Origin of the sequence: Pectobacterium sp. PL64 (assembly GCF_022477975.1) — a bacterium.
In the GTDB taxonomy this organism is placed as follows: domain Bacteria; phylum Pseudomonadota; class Gammaproteobacteria; order Enterobacterales; family Enterobacteriaceae; genus Pectobacterium; species Pectobacterium jejuense.
On the sequence record NZ_CP092070.1, the window covers coordinates 1367009 to 1392794 of the forward strand.

Annotated in this window: 26 protein-coding genes and 1 pseudogene; 25 read left to right on the plus strand and 2 right to left on the minus strand. The window is 53.4% G+C overall.

All coding sequences use genetic code 11. From position 1 onward, the window contains the following. Positions 1–123 precede the first annotated feature (123 nt). Positions 124–2431, plus strand: a pseudogene (gene bglX / locus HP572_RS05870) (beta-glucosidase BglX). 100 nt (positions 2432–2531) lie between these two features. Continuing rightward, positions 2532–3071 (plus strand): isopentenyl-diphosphate Delta-isomerase, encoded by a 540-nt coding sequence (gene idi, locus HP572_RS05875; protein ID WP_039273042.1) that lies wholly within the window; start codon positions 2532–2534, stop codon positions 3069–3071. Between the two features lie 288 nt (positions 3072–3359). Here idi and HP572_RS05885 read toward each other — a convergent pair whose 3' ends face one another. Together HP572_RS05885 and HP572_RS05890 are read right to left on the minus strand one after the other, a co-directional pair. Then, a complete protein-coding gene (locus tag HP572_RS05885) occupies positions 3360–4007 on the minus strand; it encodes a LysE family translocator (RefSeq protein WP_240585056.1) in 648 nt (215 codons plus the stop codon). Positions 4008–4058: 51 nt separating this feature from the next. Beyond that, positions 4059–4904 (minus strand): AraC family transcriptional regulator, encoded by an 846-nt coding sequence (locus HP572_RS05890; protein WP_240585057.1) that lies wholly within the window; start codon positions 4902–4904, stop codon positions 4059–4061. 178 nt (positions 4905–5082) lie between these two features. Between HP572_RS05890 and dinG the strand changes: the two genes are divergently transcribed. From dinG to HP572_RS06000, 23 genes are all read left to right on the plus strand, one after another. Beyond that, the gene (gene dinG, locus HP572_RS05895) at positions 5083–7182 is read left to right on the plus strand and encodes an ATP-dependent DNA helicase DinG (protein ID WP_240585058.1); all 2100 of its coding nucleotides are present in this window, start codon (positions 5083–5085) and stop codon (positions 7180–7182) included. 521 nt (positions 7183–7703) lie between these two features. Then, positions 7704–9134 (plus strand): serralysin family metalloprotease, encoded by a 1431-nt coding sequence (locus tag HP572_RS05900; RefSeq protein ID WP_240585059.1) that lies wholly within the window; start codon positions 7704–7706, stop codon positions 9132–9134. A gap of 105 nt (positions 9135–9239) precedes the next feature. Beyond that, a complete protein-coding gene (locus HP572_RS05905) occupies positions 9240–9551 on the plus strand; it encodes a protease inhibitor Inh/omp19 family protein (protein ID WP_138255449.1) in 312 nt (103 codons plus the stop codon). A gap of 17 nt (positions 9552–9568) precedes the next feature. After that, positions 9569–11296 (plus strand): type I secretion system permease/ATPase, encoded by a 1728-nt coding sequence (locus tag HP572_RS05910; protein ID WP_240585060.1) that lies wholly within the window; start codon positions 9569–9571, stop codon positions 11294–11296. Positions 11297–11323: 27 nt separating this feature from the next. Further along, on the plus strand, positions 11324–12652 hold the full coding sequence (locus HP572_RS05915; RefSeq protein ID WP_240585061.1) for an HlyD family type I secretion periplasmic adaptor subunit: 1329 nt from the start codon (positions 11324–11326) through the stop codon (positions 12650–12652). 2 nt (positions 12653–12654) lie between these two features. Next, positions 12655–14022 carry a TolC family outer membrane protein gene (locus HP572_RS05920; protein WP_240585062.1) on the plus strand — a complete coding sequence of 456 codons (1368 nt, stop codon included), beginning with the start codon at positions 12655–12657 and terminating at the stop codon, positions 14020–14022. A 220-nt stretch (positions 14023–14242) separates the two neighbouring features. Next, the gene (locus tag HP572_RS05925) at positions 14243–14572 is read left to right on the plus strand and encodes a putative holin (protein WP_205550997.1); all 330 of its coding nucleotides are present in this window, start codon (positions 14243–14245) and stop codon (positions 14570–14572) included. Position 14573: 1 nt separating this feature from the next. Then, a complete protein-coding gene (locus HP572_RS05930) occupies positions 14574–15185 on the plus strand; it encodes a transglycosylase SLT domain-containing protein (protein WP_240585063.1) in 612 nt (203 codons plus the stop codon). Further along, positions 15175–15849: a hypothetical protein gene (locus HP572_RS05935; protein ID WP_240585064.1), complete on the plus strand. Its 675-nt coding sequence runs from the start codon at positions 15175–15177 to the stop codon at positions 15847–15849. The genes HP572_RS05930 and HP572_RS05935 overlap by 11 nt, the downstream gene beginning before the upstream one ends. Beyond that, positions 15839–16168 carry a hypothetical protein gene (locus HP572_RS05940; RefSeq protein WP_010281034.1) on the plus strand — a complete coding sequence of 110 codons (330 nt, stop codon included), beginning with the start codon at positions 15839–15841 and terminating at the stop codon, positions 16166–16168. The genes HP572_RS05935 and HP572_RS05940 overlap by 11 nt, the downstream gene beginning before the upstream one ends. After that, positions 16161–16472, plus strand: coding sequence for a hypothetical protein (locus HP572_RS05945; protein WP_240585065.1), 312 nt, complete (start codon positions 16161–16163; stop codon positions 16470–16472). The genes HP572_RS05940 and HP572_RS05945 overlap by 8 nt, the downstream gene beginning before the upstream one ends. A 262-nt stretch (positions 16473–16734) precedes the next feature. Next, positions 16735–17202, plus strand: a complete 468-nt coding sequence (locus HP572_RS05950) for a Gp37 family protein (protein ID WP_240585066.1) — start codon at positions 16735–16737, stop codon at positions 17200–17202. Beyond that, positions 17199–17396 (plus strand): hypothetical protein, encoded by a 198-nt coding sequence (locus HP572_RS05955; protein ID WP_010281040.1) that lies wholly within the window; start codon positions 17199–17201, stop codon positions 17394–17396. Before HP572_RS05950 ends, HP572_RS05955 begins: the two co-directional genes overlap by 4 nt. After that, positions 17386–18813, plus strand: a complete 1428-nt coding sequence (locus HP572_RS05960; RefSeq protein WP_240585067.1) for a phage tail sheath subtilisin-like domain-containing protein — start codon at positions 17386–17388, stop codon at positions 18811–18813. The genes HP572_RS05955 and HP572_RS05960 overlap by 11 nt, the downstream gene beginning before the upstream one ends. Then, the gene (locus HP572_RS05965; RefSeq protein ID WP_225586214.1) at positions 18813–19337 is read left to right on the plus strand and encodes a phage major tail tube protein; all 525 of its coding nucleotides are present in this window, start codon (positions 18813–18815) and stop codon (positions 19335–19337) included. The genes HP572_RS05960 and HP572_RS05965 overlap by 1 nt, the downstream gene beginning before the upstream one ends. 56 nt (positions 19338–19393) lie before the next feature. Beyond that, entirely contained in the window at positions 19394–19690 is a 297-nt protein-coding gene (locus HP572_RS05970; RefSeq protein WP_240585068.1) for a 2Fe-2S iron-sulfur cluster-binding protein, read from the plus strand. Positions 19691–19829: 139 nt separating this feature from the next. Further along, positions 19830–20150, plus strand: a complete 321-nt coding sequence (locus HP572_RS05975) for a phage tail assembly protein (protein WP_039287185.1) — start codon at positions 19830–19832, stop codon at positions 20148–20150. Beyond that, positions 20095–20238, plus strand: coding sequence for a GpE family phage tail protein (locus HP572_RS22990; RefSeq protein WP_371745323.1), 144 nt, complete (start codon positions 20095–20097; stop codon positions 20236–20238). The genes HP572_RS05975 and HP572_RS22990 overlap by 56 nt, the downstream gene beginning before the upstream one ends. Before the next feature lie 224 nt (positions 20239–20462). Further along, positions 20463–22874, plus strand: a complete 2412-nt coding sequence (locus HP572_RS05980; RefSeq protein ID WP_240585703.1) for a phage tail tape measure protein — start codon at positions 20463–20465, stop codon at positions 22872–22874. Next, the gene (locus HP572_RS05985; protein WP_240585069.1) at positions 22874–23803 is read left to right on the plus strand and encodes a phage tail protein; all 930 of its coding nucleotides are present in this window, start codon (positions 22874–22876) and stop codon (positions 23801–23803) included. The genes HP572_RS05980 and HP572_RS05985 overlap by 1 nt, the downstream gene beginning before the upstream one ends. Next, on the plus strand, positions 23793–24005 hold the full coding sequence (locus HP572_RS05990; protein WP_205550985.1) for a tail protein X: 213 nt from the start codon (positions 23793–23795) through the stop codon (positions 24003–24005). The genes HP572_RS05985 and HP572_RS05990 overlap by 11 nt, the downstream gene beginning before the upstream one ends. Continuing rightward, positions 23993–25153, plus strand: a complete 1161-nt coding sequence (locus HP572_RS05995; protein WP_240585070.1) for a phage late control D family protein — start codon at positions 23993–23995, stop codon at positions 25151–25153. Before HP572_RS05990 ends, HP572_RS05995 begins: the two co-directional genes overlap by 13 nt. Then, the gene (locus tag HP572_RS06000) at positions 25150–25731 is read left to right on the plus strand and encodes a phage baseplate assembly protein V (RefSeq protein ID WP_205550982.1); all 582 of its coding nucleotides are present in this window, start codon (positions 25150–25152) and stop codon (positions 25729–25731) included. Before HP572_RS05995 ends, HP572_RS06000 begins: the two co-directional genes overlap by 4 nt. The last annotated feature ends 55 nt before the right edge of the window (positions 25732–25786 follow it).

The window sequence follows — 25786 nt, forward strand, 5'->3', positions numbered from 1 at the left end:
GCAAGAGAAGGTGTTTTTCGCCTTGTCAGAGAAGGGATGTGACCGTCGGAATCTTCAACCTGTCTTGTGCTTCAGCGCGCTGTTCTGACTCTGACGCCTGGATTGACTGGGTCTTTATAACGAATGAAATGGCTTACTTCACTGACTATAGCAATTGGACTTGCCTGTAATCCGGCGTTTGCGCAGGAGCTGACGTCTGCGCCGACCTCGCTATCGCCTTCACATCAGCAACGTGATGCGTTTGTCACCGATCTGCTGAAGAAAATGACGCTGGAAGAGAAAATCGGCCAGCTCCGATTAATCAGCGTTGGGACGGATAACCCGAAAGAAGCCATTCGGGAAATGATCAAAAACGGCCAGGTTGGCGCGATTTTTAATACGGTGACCCGCCCGGATATCCGTGCGATGCAGGATCAGGTCATGCAGCTCAGCCGCCTGAAGATTCCCCTGTTTTTTGCCTACGACGTGGTACACGGCCAGCGCACCATTTTCCCTATCGCACTGGGGCTGGCTTCCAGTTGGGATATGGACGCGATTGCGAAAAGCGCACGCGTAGCGGCGTATGAAGCAACGGAAGACGGTCTGAACATGACCTGGGCGCCGATGGTGGATATTACCCGCGATCCGCGCTGGGGCCGTGTGTCAGAAGGCTTCGGTGAAGATACCTGGTTAACCAGCAAAATTGCCGGTGTGGTAGTCAAATCCTTTCAGGGCGATGATGTCACGGGACGCCACTCGCTGATGACCAGCGTAAAACACTACGCGCTCTACGGTGCGGTGGAAGGCGGACGTGACTATAACACCGTGGACATGAGCCCTCAGCGCATGTTCCAGGACTATATGCCGCCTTACAAAGCGGCGATTGATGCGGGCAGCAGCGGCGTGATGGTCGCGCTGAACTCAATCAACGGTACGCCAGCAACCTCCAACAGCTGGTTGCTGAAAGACGTTCTGCGCGATCAGTGGAATTTCAAAGGCATCACCATTACCGATCACGGCGCGATTAAAGAGTTGATTAAGCACGGCGTGGCCAGCGATCCGCGTGATGCATCACGTCTGGCGGTGAAATCCGGTATCGGCATGAGTATGAGCGACGAGTATTTTGTGCGCTATCTGCCTGAGCTGGTAAAAAGCGGGGCGGTGAGCGTGCAGGAGATTGACGATGCCTGCCGTCAGGTGCTGAACGTGAAATATGATATGGGGCTGTTTGAAGATCCGTATCGTCACTTAGGGCCAGTCGGTTCCGATCCGGTGGATACCAATGCGGAAAGTCGTTTACACCGTCTGGATGCGCGTGACGTGGCGCGTAAGAGTCTGGTGCTGTTGAAAAACCGCCTGCAAACGCTGCCGTTGAAGAAAGAAGGCACGATTGCCGTTGTGGGGCCATTAGCTGACAGCCAGCGCGATACGATGGGAAGCTGGTCTGCCGCGGGCGTCACGAAACAGACGATTACTGTCTATCAGGGCCTGAAGAATGCCGTCGGCGATAAAGCCACTATTCTCTATGCCAAAGGTGCCAACGTCAGTAATCACAAAGGCATTATCGATTTCCTGAATCAGTATGAAGATGCCGTTCAGGTGGATAAACGTCCGCCGCAGGTGATGATCGATGAAGCCGTAGCAGCAGCGAAGAAGGCGGATGTAGTAGTCGCGGTTGTCGGTGAAGCGGCGGGGATGGCGCATGAAGCGTCCAGCCGTTCGAACATCGATTTGCCGCAAGGTCAGCGCGACCTGATTGCCGCGCTGAAAGCCACGGGTAAACCGCTGGTTCTGGTGCTGATGAACGGACGTCCTCTGGCGCTGGTGCGTGAAGATCAGCAGGCCGATGCGCTACTGGAAACCTGGTTCAGCGGTACGGAAGGGGGCAATGCGATCGCCGATGTGCTGCTTTGGCGATTATAACCCGTCCGGCAAGCTGCCGATGTCCTTCCCACGTTCCGTTGGTCAGATCCCGATTTATTACAATCACCTGCCGTCAGGCCGTCCTTACACGCCGGAAAATCCGGGCAAATATACGTCTCACTACTACGATGAGGCCAACGGGCCGCTCTATCCGTTCGGTTATGGCCTGAGCTACACCACGTTTAGCGTGTCAGACGTGCGTTTGTCCAGCCAGACGATGAAGCGTAACGGGACGATCAACGCCAGTGTTACGGTGAAAAATACCGGTAGCCGCGCAGGGGAAACGGTCGTGCAGCTGTATGTGCACGATGTAGTGGCTTCCATCAGCCGCCCGCTGAAAGAGCTGCGTGGCTTTGAGAAAGTGATGTTACAGCCGGGAGAATCCCGCACGGTCACCTTCACGCTCGATCAGGACGCGCTGAAGTTCTACAATGCCAGCATGCAGCAGGTGGTGGAACCCGGCAAATTTGATGTGATGATTGGTCTGGATTCACAGCGTGTGAAGAGCGACAGCTTCACCCTGCTATAATGATGTTCGTCTCGCCGCCGAAAACTCCGGCGGCGAGACGAATTGTGCTGATAGTAATACAGTGTGACTGCCGGAGAGTAGGGTATTGCAGGAGAAAGCTATGCCGTTGACTGAAGTGGTGCTGGTTGATGAAAATGACAGGCCAACGGGCGTAATGGAAAAGCAGGAAGCGCATGTAAAAGGAGCATTACATCGTGCGATTACCGTCTATGTCTTCAACTCTCGCCAGCAGTTGTTATTGCAGCAGCGCGCAGAGGAGAAATACCACAGCGGCGGTTTATGGAGTAATACCTGCTGTAGCCATCCTGCGCCCGGTGAAGAGACGTTGCAGGCAGCACATCGCCGCTTGTATGAAGAAATGGGGTTACGCTGTGCGCTGACGCCGATGTTTACGCTGACCTATCGTTTGCCGCTGGATAACGGGCTGATTGAGCATGAATTGGGGCATGTGTATTTTGGCGTGACGGACGACGTCCCGCAGATGAATCCCGATGAAGTGTCGAGCTATGCATACCAGTCGATAGACGAGATTGCCCAGCAAATGGCGACGACGCCCGAACAGTTTACGGCCTGGTTCCAACTGACCTTCGCACGTATTCCTGAGTACTGGCAGACGTTTCAGTCTGAACAACCAAATTAATTAAAGCGATGCTGATTGCCGCGTTTCCGTGCGGCACCGTTCGTGCAATCGGCGGGCGCTATGGGCCGAAAGCCTCAGCCCGCGTGCTCGATAATAATGTAGCCCACGAGCATCATGCCGGACATGCCACCTAAGGCAAGCAGGGCAAAGAGACTGATAATACCGATTTTTTTAAGAGTCATCAGGTTATCCTTTTGTTAATTGCCCCGAATTATAAAGCCTTCCGCCCATGAAACAAGGCCAAAACACTCCGCGCTTTTTAACTGCCCTTCATTAGCGAAATAACAATTATCGAAATAACAGCAGCAGACCGAAAAACATCAGAATGACGCCGGCTCCGCGCTCAATCGGGTTAAGCCAGCGGGTTAAACGCTGTTGAATCAGCGGGCGAGCGATCAGCGCGGCGATCAACAGATCCCACACCAGCACGACAGAAAACATCCAGCTACCGCTGACTACTTGCTGCGTAGGCGTCACATGTTGCCCAAGAATACTGGTCATCAGGCTGATGTAGAACAGCATGTTTTTGGGGTTCAACAGCGCCGAACCGAGCCCTAGCAGAATTTGTTTACGCAGCGTCGGGCAACGCTCGGACTGCTGTTCCGCCTTTAGCGATAGCACAGAACGACTTTTCACTAACTGATAGCCAACCCAGAGCAGATAAGCCGCCCCGGCTAATTCGATGAGGGTAAACAGCGTGGGCGAATGTTGAATGCCTGCCCAACCGATTGCCGCCAGCAGAATATAAACGCCGTTGCCCAGCGCAATGCCCAGACAAATTCCCGCACTGCCGCGCAGTCGGTAGCGAATGGCATAGGCCGTCAGCAGAAAGAAGTCCGGGCCAGGGCTCAGTAGCGCCACAAAATGCGCCAGCGCCAGAGCAGGAAAATGGGTGGGAAAGAGCGAATCGGCGGAAAAAAGAGTACTGATAAACATGATATTTCTGACCTCGATAGTAATCGAGGCCAGTCTAGACAAGGTGTTCGGCTATTTATTGTCAAATATTGATCGCGCGTACTGACCCGGCGTCGCGGCGGTATATTGCACAAACGTTTTGTGGAAATGGCTTTGATCGCAGAAGCCGCTTTGATAGCTGGCATCAACCAGCGGCGTGCCCTGTTTCAGCAGCGACTTGGCATATTCAATACGGGCATTATTCAGGAAGGCCATCGGTGTAATGCCGGTATCGTGACGAAACTGCCGCACGATGGTTTCACGCCGCAGGTTCAGCTCCTCCGCCAGCGTTTCCAGCGAGGGCGATTCTTGCAAATTATTCAGCAGACGCTCGCGTACGTGTCGCGTCGTAGTTTGCGAAGCATGATGGGGTAAGGCGGGCAAACAGGACGGCGCAGGCTGGCAATATTGTCGCCAAATGGGCTCCAGCATCGCTTTGAGCTGGTTATCTGCCAATGTTATGTCTCCCCGATACAGCAGGGCAACCACGTGCTGATAACGCATAAACAGGGTGGGATCGCGCAGAATAACGCGGTTGCAATGCAAGGTCTCCGCCTGATAACCACAGTGAACCGCGATCTGATCGAGACACCATTCGGTATCCAGATAAAGCATGTGATAACTGCGCGACTTTCCGGGCAGAGGGTTACAGCTGTGCGGCTGTTGAGGATCGATGAAGATCAGATCGCCAACCTGTAAGTGATGGGTTTCGTTGCGGTAATGGCAAAGCGTTTCGCCGTGTTCTATCGCGCCAATCGAGAACTGTGCATGGCTGTGTGTTTTATAGGCGTGGCTGCTGTTGCGCGTGCTGCGGCTTTCAACATGCGGTAGTCGTGGCGAAAACCAGTACGATTGGTTAATGGCGTGGACTGAAGACATAATTTACCGCTCGCGAGAAAGACCATGTTTGATAAAAATAATCGTTTACCCTAATCGTTTACCCTAATCGTTGGACAGACGATTGTCGAGGTCGGAATTGTCGCGAACGTGATATCGGCTGACGTCGCCGGGAGTCTGTGGGACAATGGCGGCCAGATTACACAGATACAGAGTATGCATGACGCTGTCCCCCGCAATAAAATTGCAGATTGGCCAATGGTATAAGGCCCTGCAAGAGCAAATCCCGGATTTTATTTCCCGCGTTCCCCAGCGACAGATGATTGCCGAAGTGGCGAAAACACTGGCGGGTGATTACCCACGCCATTTGGCTATTGAAGCGCCAACCGGCGTCGGGAAAACGCTTTCTTATCTGATTCCGGGTATTGCGGTAGGGCGTGCGGAGGATAAAACGCTGGTGGTCAGCACCGCGAATGTGGCGTTGCAGGATCAGATTTACAGCAAAGATTTGCCGCTGTTGCAGAAGTTTATTCCCGAACTGAAATTTACCGCTGCATTTGGCCGTCGTCGTTATATTTGCCCACGTAATCTGGCGATGCTGGCAACCGATCCCGATGCGCAGGGGGACTTACCGCTCTTTCTGGATGATGAACTGATGTCCGCCAGCAAGGAGGAAAAACGCACCTGTGTACGGCTTGAGAAAGCGCTGCAAGGCTATGCCTGGGACGGATTGCGCGACCATTATCAAGACGCGATTGACGATAGCCTGTGGCAGAAGCTGAGTACGGACAAAGCGAACTGTCTCGCGCATAACTGCCATTACTACCGCGAGTGCCCGTTCTTCACCGCACGGCGTGAAATCGAACAGGCCGATGTTGTCGTCACCAACCATGCGCTGGTGATGGCGGCGATGGAAAGCGAATCGGTACTTCCTCCTCCTAAAAATCTCCTGCTGGTGCTCGACGAAGGGCATCATATTCCCGATGTTGCCCGCGATACGCTGGAGATGTCTGGCGATATTCATCCTGCGTATATGATGGCGCAACTGGAACAACTGGTGCAGCTTATCGGCCAGTGCATGGCGCAATTTGCGCCTAAATCACCGCCGCGACTCGCTAACAGCGAGCGGTTAACCAGCCACTGTGAGGAGATCCGCGAGTGTGTGCTGTCTTTCTCGCAAATGTGCGGGCTGTTCCTTCCGCATGACGGGCAGGAAACCGAATACCGTTTTGCGATGGGCAAAATGCCGGATGAAATGCGTGAACTCTGCGTGCGGTTGTTCAAACTGACGGATACGCTGCGGGCGCTGGCGGAGTATATGCTTAACGATCTCAGCGAGAAAACCGGCAAACATGACGTAGTGCGGGTCTATCAGGCTCTGCTGAAAATGAGCCGCCAGCAGGGCTACCTTGAGTCTATGAGTAAACTGTGGCGATTGGCGGCGATGGAGAAATCGTCGAATGCGCCGGTTTCCAAATGGATCACACGGGAAATGCGCGATAACCAGCCGCATCTTCACCTGCACTGCGCGGGCATTCGCGTCTGCGATCAGCTTGAAAGGCTGCTGTGGGGGAAGGTCTCGCACGTTGTGATGACCTCGGCCACGCTGCGCTCGCTGAACAGTTTTTCTCGGATACAGGAGCTATCTGGCCTGAGCGAGCAGGAAGGAGACACCTTCATCGCGCTGGATTCGCCGTTCAACCACCGCGAGCAGGGGCGCCTGGTGATTCCCAAAATGCGTTATGAACCGCTGATGGAATCGGAAGCGCAGCATATTGCTGAAATGGCACAGTTTTTCCGAGCGGAGTTAAAACAGGATAAGCATAAAGGGATGCTGATGCTGTTTGCTAGCCAGCGTGCGATGCAGCTCTTTCTGACGCAGGTGACCGATTTGCGCCTGATGCTGCTGGTGCAGGGAGATAAGCCGCGCTACAGGCTGGTCGAGCTACATCGTCAGCGGGTACAGGAAGGCCAGACCAGCGTGCTGATTGGTTTGCAGTCCTTTGCGGAAGGGTTGGATCTGAAAGGGGAACTCCTTTCTCAGGTGCATATCCATAAAATTGCGTTTCCGCCTATCGACAGCCCGGTCATTCTGACGGAAGGCGAATGGTTAAAAAGCCTCAAACGGCATCCGTTTATCGTACAAAGCTTACCTAGCGCCTCGTTTAACCTCATCCAGCAGGTTGGACGCCTTATTCGTAGCCATGACTGCTTTGGTGAAATTGTCATTTACGATCGTCGCCTGTTGACCAAAGGCTATGGCGCACAGCTGCTGGCGGCGCTGCCCGTCTTCCCGATTGAACAACGGGATATGCCATAACAAATTCTTCTATATCAGTCCCCCGAATAAGGGGGTAATTAGTCCCTATTTAGCGCTATATTTTTTTATTCTTATTTGTTAGATTTGTCTCGGAACAGCAAGGATGCCGTTAATACGTGTGACAAAGTATGTCATTACGTAGCGCGGTTTTTATCAACCAAGGACTGGTAGCATGATGAAAATTAACGCAGTGAATAAAAACTCCTTCCTTTTCAAAAATGAATGCCGTCTGGCATCCGTTCTTCTTGCTGTCCATCTCAATACCAATAATAAAAATTAGTCACCGTGACCTTATTATTTATCATTTGATAATAACGAAAATAATTGGCGTTCTTTCTTAATTATTTCCTTATAGAGATAATTTTTATTTATATGCGTTTTTTGGATATAAATATTTTTAGTGAGCTTTGTCTACCCAGGAGACGATTAGACCGCGGCTATGTGCGGTACATGCAATACCTCGATTGCATGAAGGGATTTAGGATTCTGATCATCCCGATCAGACTTATGGAGAAGAAAAGATGGCTTTACGAGATGAAGATAAGGATACCGCTGAATCGGCATTGCATGCAGCGGGTACGGGATATAGTGATGTGTACGACCTGTATAATTACCACTCCCGTGGCGATGGACAGCTTAATGGCAAACCTTCGTTCACAAGCGATCTGGCAGCTAAGGAAATTGTCCGCGACGGTCTGACCTGGAATGGCACGAACGTATTCGGTAAATCCGCTAATTTGACCTATTCGTTCTTACAGAACGTGCGGTCTATCCCTTCTGGCGATCAGGGTTTTGTGAAATTCAGCGCAGCTCAGGAACAACAAGCCAAACTGTCTCTGCAATCCTGGTCAGATGTCGCTAATATCACGTTTACTCAGGTTAGCCCTACCCAAAAAGCTACCATCACGTTTGGTAACTACACCCGTGATTCAAGCGGTCGGATGGACTACGATACTCAGGCTTACGCTTATATGCCGGGTAACCACTCGGCAGCGGGCAGCGCCTGGTTTAACTACAACTCCGACACAGTACGTAATCCGGCGACGGAATACGGCAAGCAGACGCTGACGCATGAAATCGGTCATGCTCTGGGTCTGAATCACCCGGGTTCTTACAATGCGGGCGAAGGCAATCCGACCTACCGCGATGTAACCTACGCGGAAGATACACGCCAGTTCAGCCTGATGAGCTACTGGAGTGAGCAAAACACTGGGGGCGATTTCCAGGGGCACTATGCTGCGGGTCCGCTGATTGATGACATCACGGCAATCCAATATCTGTACGGTGCAAACATGAACACGCGTACCGGTGACACGGTATACGGTTTCAACTCCAATACCGGCCGTGATTTCTATTCAGCGAATAGCAATAGTGACAAATTGATCTTCTCCGTTTGGGATGCGGGCGGTACGGATACGTTTGATTTCTCTGGTTACAGAAACGATCAGCGTATCAACCTGAATGAAGGCGGCTTCTCTGATGTTGGCGGCCTGAAAGGTAACGTCTCTATCGCTCACGGCGTCACGATCGAAAACGCCATTGGCGGCTCTGGCAATGATATTATTATCGGCAATGACGCGAATAATATCCTGAACGGTGGCGCGGGTAATGACGTTATTTACGGCGGCGGCGGTGCAGATACGCTGACGGGCGGTGCGGGCAAAGATATTTTTGTCTATGCCAGCGCCAGCGATTCTTCCTATAAGAACGGCTATGACACCATCACTGATTTCCAACGCGGTATCGACAAAATCGATCTGTCAGCGTTGAATCAAAAAGGTGATTTGCAGTTCGTCAATTCATTCACCGGACTCGGTAATGAAGCATTGCTTAACTGGAATGCAGAGAGCAATACCACCGATCTGTGGCTGAACTTTGCGGGTCAGACCACGCCAGACTTTGTTGTACATATTGTTGGTCAGCCTTCAGCGGCAACCGATTTTATCGTGTGATGTAGCAAGGACGGGGTAATCCCCGTCCTTTTCTGTTATCGACTTGGGGCCACTATGAAAAAGTTAATCATCGCGGCGCTGTTAAGTGCAATAAGCGGAGGATGTATGGCGAGTAGTTTGAAGTTGCCTTCAGCAAGTGAGCTAAGCGGCGTATGGCAATTGCGTGGCGGGGAACAGCAGTGTGAGGTTGTGCTGCACAATACGCCGTTAGTGGATAACACCTGGCGTCTTGAGGGGGATGCGCCGTGCTTAAAAGCGCTGCTGCCGGATGTGCCTGCTGGATGGCGGCCGACGCCGGACGGTATCACGCTGACGAAAGAACAGGGCCAGTCCGTGGCGTTCTTTAGCAAGGAAAAAGAGGGCTATACGCTGATATTGCCTGATGGCAGTGCACGTACGTTGCAGAAACAGCCCTGACAGGAGAGGCAAACGCAGTGAGTCAACTAGCAAATAAGGAACGTTCGTTGTTGAGTATACTGCGTCCTTTCCGGCGCAGCTTTTGGAGCATTGGGATTTTCAGCGCCATCGTTAATCTACTGATGCTTTCGCCTTCAATTTATATGCTTCAGGTTTACGATCGCGTACTGGCTTCGGGGAATGGCACCACGTTGTTGATGCTCACTCTGCTGATTGCCGGTCTGGGAATATTCATGGCGGCACTCGAATGGGTGCGAAGCCTGGTGGTCGTAAGGCTCGGTACCCGTATCGATCTACAGCTGAATCAGCAGGTCTTCAACGCCGCATTTGAGCGCAATCTGGAAGCCGGCGAGGGCAAAGCGGGTCAGGCGCTGAACGATCTCACGTTATTGCGGCAGTTTATTACGGGCAACTCATTGTTTGCCTTCTTCGATATTCCCTGGTTTCCCTTCTTTTTATTAGTGCTGTTTCTGATCCATCCGGTTCTCGGCCTGTTGGCGTTGGGAGGAACGGTGGTGCTGGTGCTGCTGGCATGGCTGAATCAGTATCTCACCACGTCGCCCTTAGAAGAGGCAAACCATGAAGCGCTACAGGCGACCCATCTTGCGGATACGCAACTGCGCAATGCTGAAGTCATTGAATCGATGGGAATGCTGCCTAATTTGCGCCGCCGTTGGTTGGGGCAACACTACCGTTTTATTACGCTGCAAAATCTGGCGAGCGAACGGGCAGCAGTTGTCGGGGCTGCATCAAAACATGCGCGCATTTTTCTGCAATCGCTGATGCTCGGCGTGGGGGCCATGCTAGCGATTAAGGGCGAAATCACACCGGGGATGATGATTGCGGGATCAATTCTTGTCGGGCGCGTGTTGAGCCCTATCGATCAGTTTATCGGTATTTGGAAGCCGCTGAGCAGCGCGCGGCAGGCCTGGTATCGACTCAGCCGTATCATGACGGCTTATCCGCCCAAGGCGGAGGCGATGGCGCTGCCTGCGCCAGTTGGCCAGCTTAGCGTCGAGAATGTGTTATTGCAGACGCCGCAAGGGGCATCAAGATTGCAGGATATCCATTTCTCGCTTCAGGCAGGAGAAACGCTGGCGATACTGGGCGCATCGGGTTCAGGTAAATCTACGCTGGCACGCCTGCTGGTTGCGACGCAAACACCGACGCGTGGCAAGGTTCGATTGGATGGGGCCGATCTCAGTCAGGTAGATAAAACGGCGTTTGGCCCGGCAATGGGCTATCTGCCACAGGATGTGCAGCTCTTTAAAGGCACGCTGGCGGAGAATATTGCCCGCTTTGGCGAGCATGATGCGGAAAAGATTGTCGCAGCGGCGAAGCTGGCTGGCGTCCACGAAATGATTCTGAGCCAACCGCAGGGATATGACACGCCGCTTGGCGCTGACGGCAACGGGCTGTCGGGCGGGCAACGGCAACGTATCGCTCTGGCGCGTGCGGTGTATGGCGATCCCTGCCTGCTGGTTCTCGATGAGCCAAACTCCAGCCTCGATAACGAAGGCGAAATAGCGCTGGCGCAGGCGATTTCGCATCTTCAGAAGCGGGGAGCGACGGTGGTACTGATTACACATCGTCCCGCATTAACCACGCTGGCGCATAAGATTCTGGTTCTTAACCAAGGTAGACAACAGCGTTTTGGGCCAGCGCGCGACATTCTGAACGAATTGCAGCCGCGTCGTGCCGCCAATCAAGCACAAATGACACCTGCCGCCGCTGTCCAGCAGTAACAGGGAATGACGAATACAGGGAAAGACATGTCCGCATCAGAAATAAGTGAAGAGAGTATGAACCAGACGGCGCGGCGCGATGAAAAACGTGCCGTGCGTCTGGGGTGGTTGCTGGTGCTCGCCGGGTTTGGCGGTTTTCTCCTGTGGGCACTGTTTGCACCGCTGGACAAGGGCGTCATGGTGAATGGCAGCGTCGTGATTTCTGGCAATCGCAAGGTTGTGCAGCACAATCAGGGCGGCATCGTCGATAAAATCCAGGTGAAAGATGGCGACAGGGTCGAGGCCGGTCAGATTCTGCTAACGCTGAATGAGGTCGATGCGCGTTCGGCGAGTGAAGGACTGGATGGTCAGTACTTACAGCTGGTGGCGCGTGAAGGTCGTCTGCTTGCCGAGCAGCAGCGGTTGAGTGACATGGTGATGACGTCTCGCCTGCAACCGCTAGCGGAAAAGTCGGAGATGCGTGTGATTACGACATTACAGCGTGATTTACTGCACAGTCGTCAGCAGTCGCTCAAGCTTGAAGCGGAAGGAATGCGCTCAAGTATCGCGGGGATGGAGGCATCGCTCAGCGCCCAGCGTCAGGTGATGTCCAGTAAGCAGAAACAGCGGGAGACGCTGGAACAACAGCTGCAAGGGCTGCGCTCACTGGCTGCGGAAAACTATGTCCCGCGCAACAAAATGTTGGAGAACGAACGTCTGCTGGCGCAGCTTAACGGCGATATCGCCCAGCTGGCGGGGGATATTAATCGTACCCGCCGTGATATTGAACAACAAACGCTGCTGATCGCCCAGCGCCAGCAGGAATACGACAAAGAAGTGAACAGCGAGCTGGCGGACGTGCGGGCGCTGCTGAGCGATGTGGGCAGTAAGAAGGAAAAAGCCGATTTCAATCTGGCGAATATTCAGATGCGCGCCCCCGTTTCCGGCACGGTGGTCGGGCTGAAAGTGTTTACGGAAGGCGGTGTGATTGCGCCGGGGCAAACGCTTCTGGAGATTGTGCCGGACGATCAGCCTCTCTTGGTGGATGCACGCCTTCCCGTTGAGCTGGTGGATAAGGTCTGGCCGGGGTTATCCGTCGAGCTTCAGTTCGTCGCGTTTAACCAGAGTACGACACCGCGCGTGGCGGGAACGGTCGAGCTGCTGTCCGCCGACCGCCTGCTGGATGAGCGAGACGGTTCACCTTATTATAGCCTGCGTGTTCAGGTGGATGAGGCCGGGAAACGGGCGCTGGAGGGGCTGGAAGTCAAGCCCGGTATGCCGGTTCAAGGATTTGTTCGTACCGGAGAGCGGTCGTTCGTCAATTATCTCTTTAAGCCTTTAATGGATCGCCTGCATCTGGCATTAACGGAAGAATAATCATGCAAAGGATCGCGATAATCGTGCTGTTTGGGCTGCTTTCTTCGGGTGCCAACGCATTAGGGCTGCTTGACGCCTGGGAATTGGCGCTGCGTAACGACGCTCAGTTTCGCGCGGCGGGGTTTGAGCATGCGGCAGGTCAGGAAGAGGAGACGATAGGGCGCGCCAATCTGCTTCCCAATCTCCAGTATGGCTATAACGCTAACCGCAGCCATTCCAAAGTCACCCAAACGGATAGCTTCACGGGTAACACGCTAAAACGCGATTATGACAGCTATACGTCAACGCTGTCGCTGCGCCAGCCGCTGCTGGACTATGCGGCCTGGGCGCGTTATCAGCAGGGCGTTGCCCGCACGCTGATGGCCGATCAGCGTTTTCGCGATCGCAGTCAGGACTTGATGGTGCGGTTATATCAAGCCTGGAGCAGCGCGCTGCTGGCGCAGGAAAAGCTGCAATTGCTGGATGCACAGCAGCGGGCGTATCAGGAACAGCTGGTGCTAAATAAACGCCTGCTGCTCGCGGGCGAAGGCACGCTAACGGATGTGCGGGAAACGGAAGCGCGTTTTACGCTGATCGAAGCGCAACGTATTGAGCAGCAGGACAATCTGGATGCCGCGATCACCGATCTGGAAAATATGACGGGGACGGCGCTGGATATCACGACGCTGTATCCCATGATGCTGACTCAACTGCCGTCTGCGGAATCAGGTAAGCAGACGCTGGCGCAGTGGCGCGATCTTGCCGTGCAGCACAATGCCAAACTGGCGACGCAGCGTGAAGGGCTGGCGGTTAGCCGCTATGAAATCGAACGTAGCCGTGCCGGGCATTTGCCCACGCTGTCGCTGGTCGCATCATCGCGTAATAGCCGTTCGGAAAGTGAATACAACTACAACCAGAAATACGACACACAGAGTGTCGGTTTGCAGCTGAATGTCCCGCTTTACGCTGGTGGCTCTGTTTCCGCATCTATGCGGCAGGCGGCGGCGGAATACCAACAAAGTCAGGCGGAGCTGGACGATCAAACCAAGAAAACGCTGGCGGAATTGAAAAAGTACTACAACCTGTATAACAACGGGTCGGCGAAAATTAAGGCCTGGCAAATGACGGCGTCATCCGCGCAAGAAGCGGTCAACGCCACGCGGCTGAGTGTTGCAGGTGGGGAACGTATCAATCTGGATATTTTGCTGGCCGAACAGGATTGGTATAACGCCCGGCGAGAGCTGGCGGAAGCGAAATACAGCTGGCTTCAGGCGTGGCTATTACTGCGCTATACCGCGGGTACGCTGAACGAGAAAGATATTCTGGAACTGGCGGCCTGGTTTCAGCCTGCAACAACGTCATTTGCCAATAACAAGACCATCAGACACTAAAACAGATGATAAAAATCATATGCGGATAGTCGGTTATGATTTTTATCACCATAGAAGTCTACGCACGTGTAACGTGAAGTATGAAGAATAGAAAGGGATGACGAATAGAAATGGTTCGATTTTGTGTGATATCGCGCCTTAGTAATACTTAAACTCCTTTAAAATCATAAAACCCCCGCATTTTGCATAATGGCCTCCATTCTTATCAGGAGGCTTTATCGTGAAAAAAATCAAAAAACCGCGTCTTACCGGCTGGATTGTGACATCCGCTTTACTTTTTGCTGTTATCGGGCTGATTTCACCGCAACAGCTTCCCGTCACCGTCTATAAGCTCTCGCTTATTTCACTCGCGGCGGTATTAGGTTATTGGCTGGATCGCTCGCTGTTTCCTAAAGCACGCCCTGGTTTGTTCCTCGAACAAGGTGATGAACCTGTACCGCGTGGACGTTTCCCGGTTCGGGATGGCCACCACACCGTATTTGCCGCCGCGATGTTACGACGAGCGCTGATTGTGTCAGCCGTTTGCATCGGCGTAGCGATGGGGTTGTGATATGCGACACCTTCTCATCACGCTGCTTGTTAGCCCGATGCTTTTTAGCGCGACGGTCTGCGCCGACACGATCCCTCGTGCCGCGCAGGCGTACCGCAGTGATGTGATCCGCAGCGCACGGCTGGATTGGGGCATGAATGCCCCGATTGCTGACTTTGCGGCGCAGTTGCATCAGGAAAGCAGCTGGAATCCTCGGGCCGTTTCACCCGTCGGTGCGCAGGGGCTGGCGCAGTTTATGCCGACCACCGCCGACTGGTTTAGCGGTATCGTCCCTGAACTTCGCGCTAATCAACCGTTTAATCCCGCCTGGGCTATCCGTGCTCTGACAGGCTACGATCGCTGGCTGTGGACGCGCATCAGCGCCAGTAATGACTGTGAACGCATGGCAATGACCTTGTCGTCCTACAACGGCGGTCTTGGCTGGTTACAGCGTGATAAGCAACGCGCGAAGATCGCTGAGAAGGACATACTCCGATGGTTTGGTCATGTGGAAACCGTCAATGCAGGACGCAGTGCCGCCAACTGGCGTGAAAATCGCCATTATCCCGACCGTATTTTGCATCAGCTGGCGCCACGGTATTTGAGCTGGGGGAGGGCGAGCTGTGTGGAATAGTCTGTTTCTCAATAGCCTGAAATCCTTTCTTTCTCCACGCGTGGTCGCCGTCCTGCTTGTCGTGGTGTTGCTACTCGCGGTCTATCTGACTGGCCGTCATCAGGGTTATCAACTGGCGCAGGCACTGGGGGATGCCGAGCTGGCGAAACAGCAGGCAGCATTCAACTTGCTACAGCAGCAGCAGGCCGAAACCCAGAACCAGCTACTACGTGCAGCGGCGGAGCAATACCAGCAGCAGGTAGAGCGTGGGAATCAACTCGAACAGCGCTATGTCGCAGCGCGTCAGAAACTGGCGGCGGATAACGCCGCTCTGCAACGGAAAATCGACCATGTTACTCAGCAATACATTGACGAAAAAGGCAAAATTCAGCCTGTGCAGTGCGTGTTTACTCGTGGCTTCGTGCAGCACTACAACGCCGCTTTCGGTCTGTCCGCCGACGGTGCCTCAGACATTACCGCCGCTGCCCGCCGCACTGGCGCAGCGTCCGGTTTCGGCGCAACCACTGACGCCGAATTACAACCTTCAGGCGTCTCCCAGCGCGATATTCTCGCCAACATCAGCGACAACGGAGAGCGCTATCAGGCGCTGAGCGCACAGGTTAACGCGCTGCTGGATTACATCGAAGCGCTACAACAGGCAGGGGAGGTAACACGTGAAGATTGAAGTGGAATTCTGGTCGCTGGTCGGCCTGCTATTGTCGTTTATGAGTTTCCTGTTTGCTGCCGGACGGATTCTGCTCACGCAGATTGAAAAGCGACTGAACGAGCGTTTTGCCGCCCTGGAAAATGCACGCCAGAAGAGCGAGCAAGGCTGGACGCGACTGGAGCGCGAGTTTCTGGAATTTCGTGCTGACTTACCGCTGATTTACGTGCGACGTGAGGATTACATCCGTGGTCAGACGGTCATCGAAGCCAAGCTGGATGCGCTTTATAACAAGCTGGAATTGGTGCAGCAGCGGTATTCAGGAGGCAATCATGGCTGATACGCAGCGTATCCGACAGGAATCGATGCGTTGGCACTTGCTTATCGCATTAAATAAAACGCGGCCTTACACCGCGAATGAAATGTTCCTGCTAGCGCTGATGCAGCGGCTGTATGCCGATGCATCAGCGCCGGAGCTGCGTCACGCACTGGATTATCTGGCCGATCGCAAGATGGCCGTATTGACCAAGGAGGTGGGCGGCGTCTGGCTGGCGAATCTTACCCGCCTTGGTGTGGATGTCGTGGAATATGCGGTTGACGGTATGGTTGGCATTGCCCGACCAGAAAAATATTGGGATCGGTAATCCCATCGCATGGGTTTCTCTTCTGTCTTTGCGCGTTATCAGTATCGTCATATTTCTTTGCGCCAGCACGATTGTGTTGGCGTTTTTTTTATCGAAATAATTTTTATTTCTCAGTGTGTTATCCGTATTTCTTCAAATACATCACTTCGCTGTTTTTTCTAAAACAGATTAAAAGCCGCAGCCAATCATTATCCGGATACTAGCGCCATCAACACGATGTGCCACCAAAACAGTGCGCCATTAACACAGCGGGTGAACGGATATGAATACCAGACCAATTATCGATGCGGTGATAGCCCGCCTCCAGCAGCACTTACCTGCACGGCGGATTGCGTCCTGCCCAGAAAACATTCTGCTTGGACCCGATCTCCTGACACCTGGCGATGTGCTGGTGGGGTATCGCGGTTCCGAATTTTCCGCACCGGAAGATGCGGATTCTCCGGTTCAGACGCAGCGGCCACAGCTGATGGTTGCCGTGCTGCTGCCGGAGCTGGATGGCGAAGACGGCGTGCTGGCCACGCTCGATATCGTCCGTCAGGCGCTGGGAGGATACCGACTGCCTGACTGTCATCGCGGTATTCGGCTAGTACGCGACCGCTACGTTGGTTACACCGAAGGACGCTGGCATTACGCCATCGATTACACCACAGAAACCCTTTTTATCGAAGACCGAGAGCAGACGGATGGTCCGCTGCTTACCACGGTTAATTATGAGGAGAAAGACGCATGAAATACCGCTACACCGGCCCCGCCAGCGGCGTCACGCTGGCAGATGGTCAGGAAATTCTGCTTTGGCCCGCTCAGGTGACTGAACTGCCGGCAGATCATGAGTACGTGAAAACGCTGATCGCGCTGGGCTATTTGCTGCCTGTCGCGGATCAGGTTCTGGCTGATAGCGCAACGGAGGTGACCCTTGGCCGCTAATTATTTACATGGTGTAGAAACAATTGAAGTTGAAACCGGTGCTCGTCCGGTGAAAACCGTCAAATCTGCGGTGATTGGGCTGATTGGTACGGCGCCGCAGGGTGCGGTGAATGACGTTACGCTGTGCCTGTCCGAAAAAGACGCAGCACAGTTTGGTGGCCAGTTCAGCGGCTATACCATCCCGCAGGCGCTGGATGCAATTTACGATCATGGTGCGGGTACGGTTCTGGTCATTAACGTGCTGGATCCGGCGAAACATAAATCGTCTGTGAGCGCAGAAAAAGTCACTTTTGACAAAGCGACCGGTGCGGCGCAACTCGCGAACCGTGTGGTTGCCAAGCTGGTGCTGACGGCGGCAGAAGGCGGTCAGCCGTTTGTCGAAGGTCAGGACTATACGCTGGATGCACAAACCGGCGTACTGAAAAATCTGGGTAAAAACATCGATGTTACCGCTGTGGTCAGCGCGTCTTACGACTTTGCTGATGTCACGAAAGTGACTGCCGCCGATATCATCGGCAGCATCAACGCCGCGGGCAAACGCACCGGTATGAAGCTGCTGAACGATACCTACAACCTGTACGGCTTCTTTGCCAAGATTCTGATTTCGCCGGTGTTCTGTACGCAAAATAGCGTAACGACCGAGCTGATTTCGCTGGCCGACAAGCTGGGCGCGATTGCCTATATCGATGCGCCAATCGGTACTACCTTTGCGCAGGCGCTGAGCGGTCGTGGCCCAGAAGGCACGATCAACTTCAACACCAGCTCTGAACGCGCTCGTCTGTGCTATCCGCACGTAAAAGTGTACGACGCGGAAACCAACAGCGAACGTCTGGAACCGCTGTCGGCGCGTGCTGCGGGTCTGCGTGCCAAAGTCGATTTGGAAAAAGGTTTCTGGTGGTCGTCGTCCAATCAGGAAATCAAAGGGATCACCGGCGTAGAGCGCCAGCTGTCCGCGATGATTGACGATCCGCAGAGTGAAGTGAACCTGCTGAACGAGCAGGGTATCAGCACCATTTTCAACAGCTACGGCTCCGGCCTGCGTCTGTGGGGCAACCGCACCGCCGCCTGGCCAACCGTGACGCATATGAAGAACTTTGAAAACGTGCGTCGTACTGGCGATGTGATTAACGAATCCATTCGCTATTTCAGCCAGCAGTACATCGATATGCCGATCAATCAGGCGCTGATCGATGCGCTGGTGGAATCCGTCAACGCTTACGGTCGCAAGCTGATCGGTGATGGCGCGCTGCTGGGCTTCAAATGCTGGTTCGATGCTGCGCGTAACGAGCAAACCGAGCTGGCGGCAGGGCACCTGTTGCTTAACTACAAATTCACTCCGCCGCCGCCGCTTGAGCGTCTGACCTTTGAGACGGAGATCACCTCGGAATACCTGGTAACGCTGGAGGGCACTAACTGATGGCCGGGAAAATTGAAGTAAACCGTATTACCAACGCCAACATCTACATCAACGGTACCAACCTGCTGGGGCGTGCGCAGGAAATCAAACTGCCGGATGTCTCCATGATCATGCAGGAGCACAAAGCGCTGGGTATGGTCGGCAAGATCGAACTGCCTGCGGGCTTCGACAAGCTGGAAGGCGAGATCAAGTGGAACTCCTTCTACCGCGAAGCGATGCTGGCGGCGGCGAATCCTTACCAGTCGCTGGCGTTGCAGTGTCGCTCCAGCGTGGAACGCTATGGCTCACAAGGCCGTATCGAAGAAGTACCGCTGGTGACGTACATGACCATCATGTTCAAAAAGAATCCGTTGGGTACGTTCAAGCAGCACGAAAACCCGGATTTCAGCAGCGCGTTCAGCTGCACCTACATCAAGCAGGTGATGAACGGTGAAGATCTGCTGGAGCTGGATTACCTGTCCAACATCTTTATGGTTGGCGGCGTGGATCAACTGAACAGCTACCGCGCCAATATCGGCGGTTAATTTATCTTCCAGGCCCGCCAGTGGGGCGGGCGTTTCTATCAATCAGTGAGGTGACGATGTCAGCAAAAGTATTTGATATTATCGATTTGGAAAATAATATTCATTTCCAGTGCCGTGAGGATGTCTACATTCTGGATGCAGGAGAAGAAGCTGGTTTTTCTCTGCCGTATTCCAGCCGTGCTGGTGCGGACTCGGCATCTGTAGCCCGTTTGATCTCTGGCCAGGTTGATCAGAGTGATCAGAGTTATTTAGATGATGAACAGATCGCGGCCGGTTTCTTTTTGAGCGATGTTGCTTATCCACTTAGTGACTGTGTTGTTCGCTTTTTTGCTGAAGACGAGCTGCCTCGTTAATTACTAATGTTCGCGTTATCGTAATGAAAGGGGCTTCGGCCCCTTTTTTATGCCCGCCCCTTTCGTTTTCTAATTTACTTTAAAATCGTTATTCCTCGCCGCACGCGATACTGCTCCCGACATTTACTAAGGAGCCGTTATGCACACTGAAACCTATTCTCTGCAATTCCCTTACACCACCTCTGCTGGCCAGCGCGTGGAGTCCATTTCGCTCAAGCGTCTGAAAGTCAAAGACATCAAAGCGGTGAAAAAAATCAGCGATGACCCAAGCAACTGGGACGACGCGCTGCTGTCGCGCATGACCGGTCTGGTGCCGGAAGACATCGATGAGATGGACGCGCAGGACTATATGGCGCTGCAAAAACGATTTCAGCAGCTACTTGGGTTGGATAACGCAGCCGGCGCTGCTGTGGAAAGCGCAGGCCCTGCTGGCGAGGTGGTTTCGCTTTCAGCCGAGTGAGATTGATGCGCTGGAATTGGACGACTTTGAACGCTGGCTGGATGAAGCCAGCGAACAGATAAAACGTGAGAACGGTAAGGAAGACTGATTACTGACAGGATTAATTAGGCCACCATCCACCCTAACCCGGCCAGCGACAGGACGTTGGCCGTTTTGCTCCCTCACCACCTGTCCTCTTCTCCTGCTTATCACCCGTCCTTTTCCTCGTTTTATTCCCTATTTGTGATGGGGAAACCACCACTGGAGCGGCGCAAGCCGCCGTCTCCGATCCGCCCCGCAAGGGGCTTTTCTGAATGAGAGTGAACCGTGGATATGCTTTTAAACGGTGTCATGCTGGGCAGGGCGTTTGGCGCCACGCTGGATGACACAAAAAAATCGCTGCAGCCACTTAGCGATAAACTCAAACAAGCTGAGGAGTGGCAGCGTCTGTTTAATCAGTCGCTGGAGCGTTTTGGCAATGTCAGTTTGCGTAGCACACAAGTGACGTCCCGATTGAGCCAGTCACTAAGTAAATTGGTAACCAATCAGGAACGGCTGGAGAGTATCCAGTCACGTCAGGAAACGCTACGTAGCCGTCGGAGTGAACTCGCCGAGGATTTTCAGACTAAGCGTGCGCAGTTTGATTCTGTCATGAAGCCGATTGTGGCGTCGGTCACACGCTATGCGTCGTTTGAGGCGCAGTTGCGTGGCATCAGCGTTGCTCATGGGATATCGAGTGAGCAAGAAAAATTGATGGGGCAGAAACTGCGTCAATCTTCTCAACAGGTGAACCAAAAGCCAGATGCATTGCTCGGTAGTGCCGGGCAACTGCTTGCTTACGGCATGTCACCGGATCAGGCAACGGATGTTGCGGCAGTTGTAGGGAAAACGTCAACGGCCTCTGGCGCGGCGCTGTCCGATCTTACTGCACTTTCGGCCACGTTAGATGACGTGTTTAACCTGAAAGGTGCTAAGGCGCTGGAGGAATCCTTCTCCCGGATGCTAGCGGGCACTAAGCAGGGTTTCTCCATGGCGTCGATGACGCAATACGCGACTGCGCTAGCTCCTGGGTTTACGGCGATGGGGGCGACGGGCAATCAGGCGTTGAGTCAGTTGGTTTCCAGCCTGAGCGCGACAAAAGGCGCGGATACAGAAGCGAACACGGCTGCCCGGCTGGAGAGTTTCATTAATTCGGTGGGACGAACTGACATTGCCGACAGCTACTACAACGCGGGCGTAGATTATAACGCGTCACTAAAAAGCTACATGAAAGGTGGGTATTCACAGTACGACGCTGCGGTTCAGATTAGTAACCGATTCATCGACAGTAAAGGCAGTCAATTCCAGCAACTGTGGGATAAGGCTAGTAAAGCGGGCAACGTAGACGCACAGCAAAGTTTAATGCGGAGCTACGGGTTACAGGAGGTATTCCGTACGCCAGAAGCCGTGAATCATGCGATGTCGATGAAGCAGAACTGGCAGAGCTATCAAGCGAACCAACAGCGAATGAACAGCCCGGCAGCCACGCAAACGCTGGGTCTCGACTTCGCCCGGCAGAATGACACATTGACCGCGCGCTGGAATCGAATGACAACGTCAGTGATGAATATTGCACTCAATGTGGGTGAAGCGCTGGTGCCAGTATTGGTTTCCTTGAGTGACATACTGATTCCTATTCTGGATCAACTGGTGACCTGGACGGCGGCGAATCCTGAATTGGTTCGTGGGATCGTGATGGCCGTGGCCGGTTTCTTCGCGTTCAGAATGGCATTGAGCGGTGCGAAGCTGGGGATTACTACACTGTTATCGCCTTTACTGAGCGTTTGGGAAAGTATTTTGCAGGTTCAGCGTGGCTGGCAGCTGTTCAATGCGGGATTAAGAACGACCGGAGTGTTGCAAGGTATTGGGGGGCTTTTGAGCCGGCTGGTTGGTGGAGTTGGAGCATTCGCACGTATTCTGCTGATGAATCCGATTGGCTTGGCAGTAACGGCAATTGTGGGGGCTGTTTACCTGATTTACCGATATTGGGAACCAATTAGTGCATTCTTTAAAAACCTCTGGTCGCAAGTCAGTCAGGCTTTTAATGCGGGATGGGAGGCGCTCAGCAATGCGGTATCTGGTGGCGTAGTAGGTATTACTGCTTTACTGCTCGACTGGTCGCCATTTGGCGTGCTGTATTCCATCTTCGCCGATACTGTCAGCGAATTGGGCATTCAACTTCCCGGTAGTTTAAGTGAACTCGGTGGCGTGATTATTGATGGATTGGTTAAGGGGCTGATCAGTTATTTCCCCGAGCTAAAAAACGTCCTGAAAACGATCGACGAATTTATTCCCGATAGCGTTAAAAACTTTCTGGGTATCGGCTCGAAAACCGTCTCTATCGAAGCTAGCGGCCAACCTGTGGCTGCTAATGTTATGACTCCCCCCGTTCTGCAACCTACGTCGGTATCTGCATTGTCGCTAGAACCAACACTGCGTATTGAATCACCTAAGGCTGAGAACACTGCGTCAACCCCGCAACAGCGTGTTGCACTGACACCAACTGTCGGTGGAGCGAAAGGTAAGTTAGTCAGCGCAGCCCCTTCCGAGCGTGTTCAGGTTGCTTTCTCACCCACCATTTATCTCAACGGCCAGAAGGCGATGCCAACGCCTGAAATGACGAAGACGCTGACGCTTAGCATGAATGAACTGGAAAATATGTTGAACAAGCTGCTCGCTCAGCGTGAGCGCAGGGGGTACGCCTGATGTTTGCAGTATTAGGAAATATTGAATTTGAAGTGACCGCCTACTGGGACGGCTTTAATACGTCATTCGGCGCAGATTATGCCGAGCATGGCCGCATTGAAGGTAAACCCGGTCTGCAGTTCATCGGTGCGAAACTGGACGAGATTACTATTAGTCTCGTGTTTCACAAGCAGTACTGCACGCCGGATGTGGAGCTGAAACGGTTGACGGAGGCGATGCGGGCGCATCAGGCAATGGCGTTAGTCTTCGGCAATGGGGATTATCGCGGCTGGTTTGTGATTACGGCACTGACCTCGACCAGCGAGCATACCGACGCGAAGGGCAACGTATTGGCCATGAATGCCTCGCTAACGCTGCGAGAATACATTGGCGATCCGAAAAATCCGCTCAAGCCGCCTGCGATAGAGACCCCTGTTCCTAACGTCAGCGCCATCACCACGGCGGTCCAGAAAGTGAGCAATTTTTCAGCTTCACTACGCACGGCTGTCACGTATGCCAAGAAGGCACAATCTGCCGTTAAGGCGGTGAGAACCACCGTTCAGATTGTAAAACGGATGAAGAACAATCCCGAAACCGCGCTGTTGCAAATTCCCGGACTGCTAACGCAAGTCGGGAATGTATTGACGCCGTTAAGTCAGGTGGTGCCGGCGTTTAAAACAGCGGCAGAGGCCATATCTGATACGGCGGTTCAGGCAGAGAAGATGATGCCTGAAATTACAGCGGTTAATAAAGCGGCGAATGAAATGCTGAAGCAGGTCAAGCAAGTTGCCACCTTGTTGCAGGACGTCGACAGCAAGAATGTTATCGAGAAGCTGGAAGCCATCAGTAAACATGTTGAGGCCGCTAGCGACACATTTAAGGGTGCTGAGCCTGCGCTGAGCAAACTGACGGCGGAAATCGTGAAGAGGGTTGAAGCATATGCACCTTGAACATATCACTACACAGGGCGAACGTTGGGATACCTTGTCCTACCGGTATTACGGCGATCCGCTCGGCTATCCGCGGATCATTGCGGCTAACCCGTATATCCCCATCGTGCCGCTGTTGCCATCGGGCCTAGTGGTGCTGATTCCGATTATTGAACAGGCAGAGGCCAATAAAGCGGAGGACACCCCACCATGGCTGCGTTAACGGAAGAACTAACCCTGTCTTCTCCCGCCGTGTCGGAAGTACTGCAACCGGCGTTCACGTTGTGGTATCAGCAAAAAGACATCACCAATGATATCGCGCCGTATGTCACCAGCGTGACGTATACCGATAGCATCAAGAATGAATCGGATTCGATCGAGGTCAGGCTCGATGATACTGATGGCCGCTGGATGGATAAGTGGTATCCCGGTACGGGCGATACATTATCGCTCAAGCTCGGCTATCTCGGTGAAATGCTGTTTGACTGCGGCACTTTCTCGATTGATGAAATTGAGGTGAGCTCACCGCCGAGCGAAGTGATGATTCGCGGCGTTGCGACATCGGTCAATCGTGCGTTGCGAACCAAATCAAACCGCGGTTTTGAAGATACAACGTTAGCCGCGATTGCAACACGTATCGCGAAAAAGCATCAGTTGATGCTGGTAGGGAAGATTCAAATCATCAAGATCGATCGCGTTACGCAATATGCGGAAACCGATGTCGCTTTTCTAAAGCGGCTCGCCAGTGAATATGGCTATGTCGTGAAGGTGGTCAGCGACCAGCTGATTTTTTCCCATCTGGCGACACTGCGCAATCAGGCGTCTGTTCGACAAATTAAGCCAACGGACGTCGCGCGTTTTTCACTGAGCGACACGATCAGTCACGTCTATAAAAATGCCAAGACGAAATATCAGAAAGGGAGTGAAAAGAAACTGATGGTTTATGAAGCCAACGGTGGCGCGAACAACGAAATGAAGCCTGCCGGTGCTGAGACCAGTGCGGATACGTTGAAAGTTAACGTGCGCGCGGCGGATGCTTCTGGAGCGAGGATGAAAACGGATGCCGCATTGGATGCGCACAACGAAAAGCAACAAAAGGGGTCGATGACGCTGATGGGCAGCCCACAGTTGGCGGCGGGTAATAAAGTGGAACTGGTGTCGTTCGGCCAACTTTCCGGCCATTGGTTGATCGAATCGGCTCGCCATGCTCTGGAACGTGGCAGTGGCTACACCACGGAGATTGGGTTTATTCGTGGGCCAATTACGGCGGGCAAGCGGAAATCGGACGGCGGAAAAACGCTGGTGACTTACCACCCAGATGGCAGCCAGACAACACAGACGGTCAAGAGTAAAAAGGATATAGGGTTATGAGTTTATCTCGTCGAATTGGCACGATCAGTGCGGTGGATGAGGTTCGCGTCATGGTGCGCGTTCGTCTACCAGAGTGCGACAATCTGCGTACGGCCTGGTTGCCAGTATTACAGCGCAATACGCAGAATAATAAGGATTACTGGTTGCCGGATATTGGTGAACAGGTTGAAGTTCTGCTGGACGGCAACGGCGAGGATGGCCTGGTGCTAGGGGCGATTTACTCTACCACTGATGTGCCAACGCTGGCAGATAAGGACAAAAGGGCGGTAACGTTCGCTGACGGCGCGCATATTGAATACGATCGCCGGACGCATACGTTAACGATCAACGGCGGCGTGCAGCATATTGCGATTAGCAGCGGGACTGACGTGGTGGTTAACGCTCAGCGTGTCACTATTAATGCGCCAGAAACGACGGTGACTGGCAAGCTACTGGTGCAAGGGCAACTCACCTACGAGAGCGGGATGTCCGGTTCCGGCGGTGCCAGCCTCAGCGGTGATGTCAGTATCTCCGGCAACGTCAGCGCCAGCGGTAGCGTCATGGACGCCGGCGGCAACTCCAACCACCACTCGCACTAGCATTTTCCTAAACCGCTTTACAATTCTTTCCTCTCACCGGGGGCGACAATAGCCC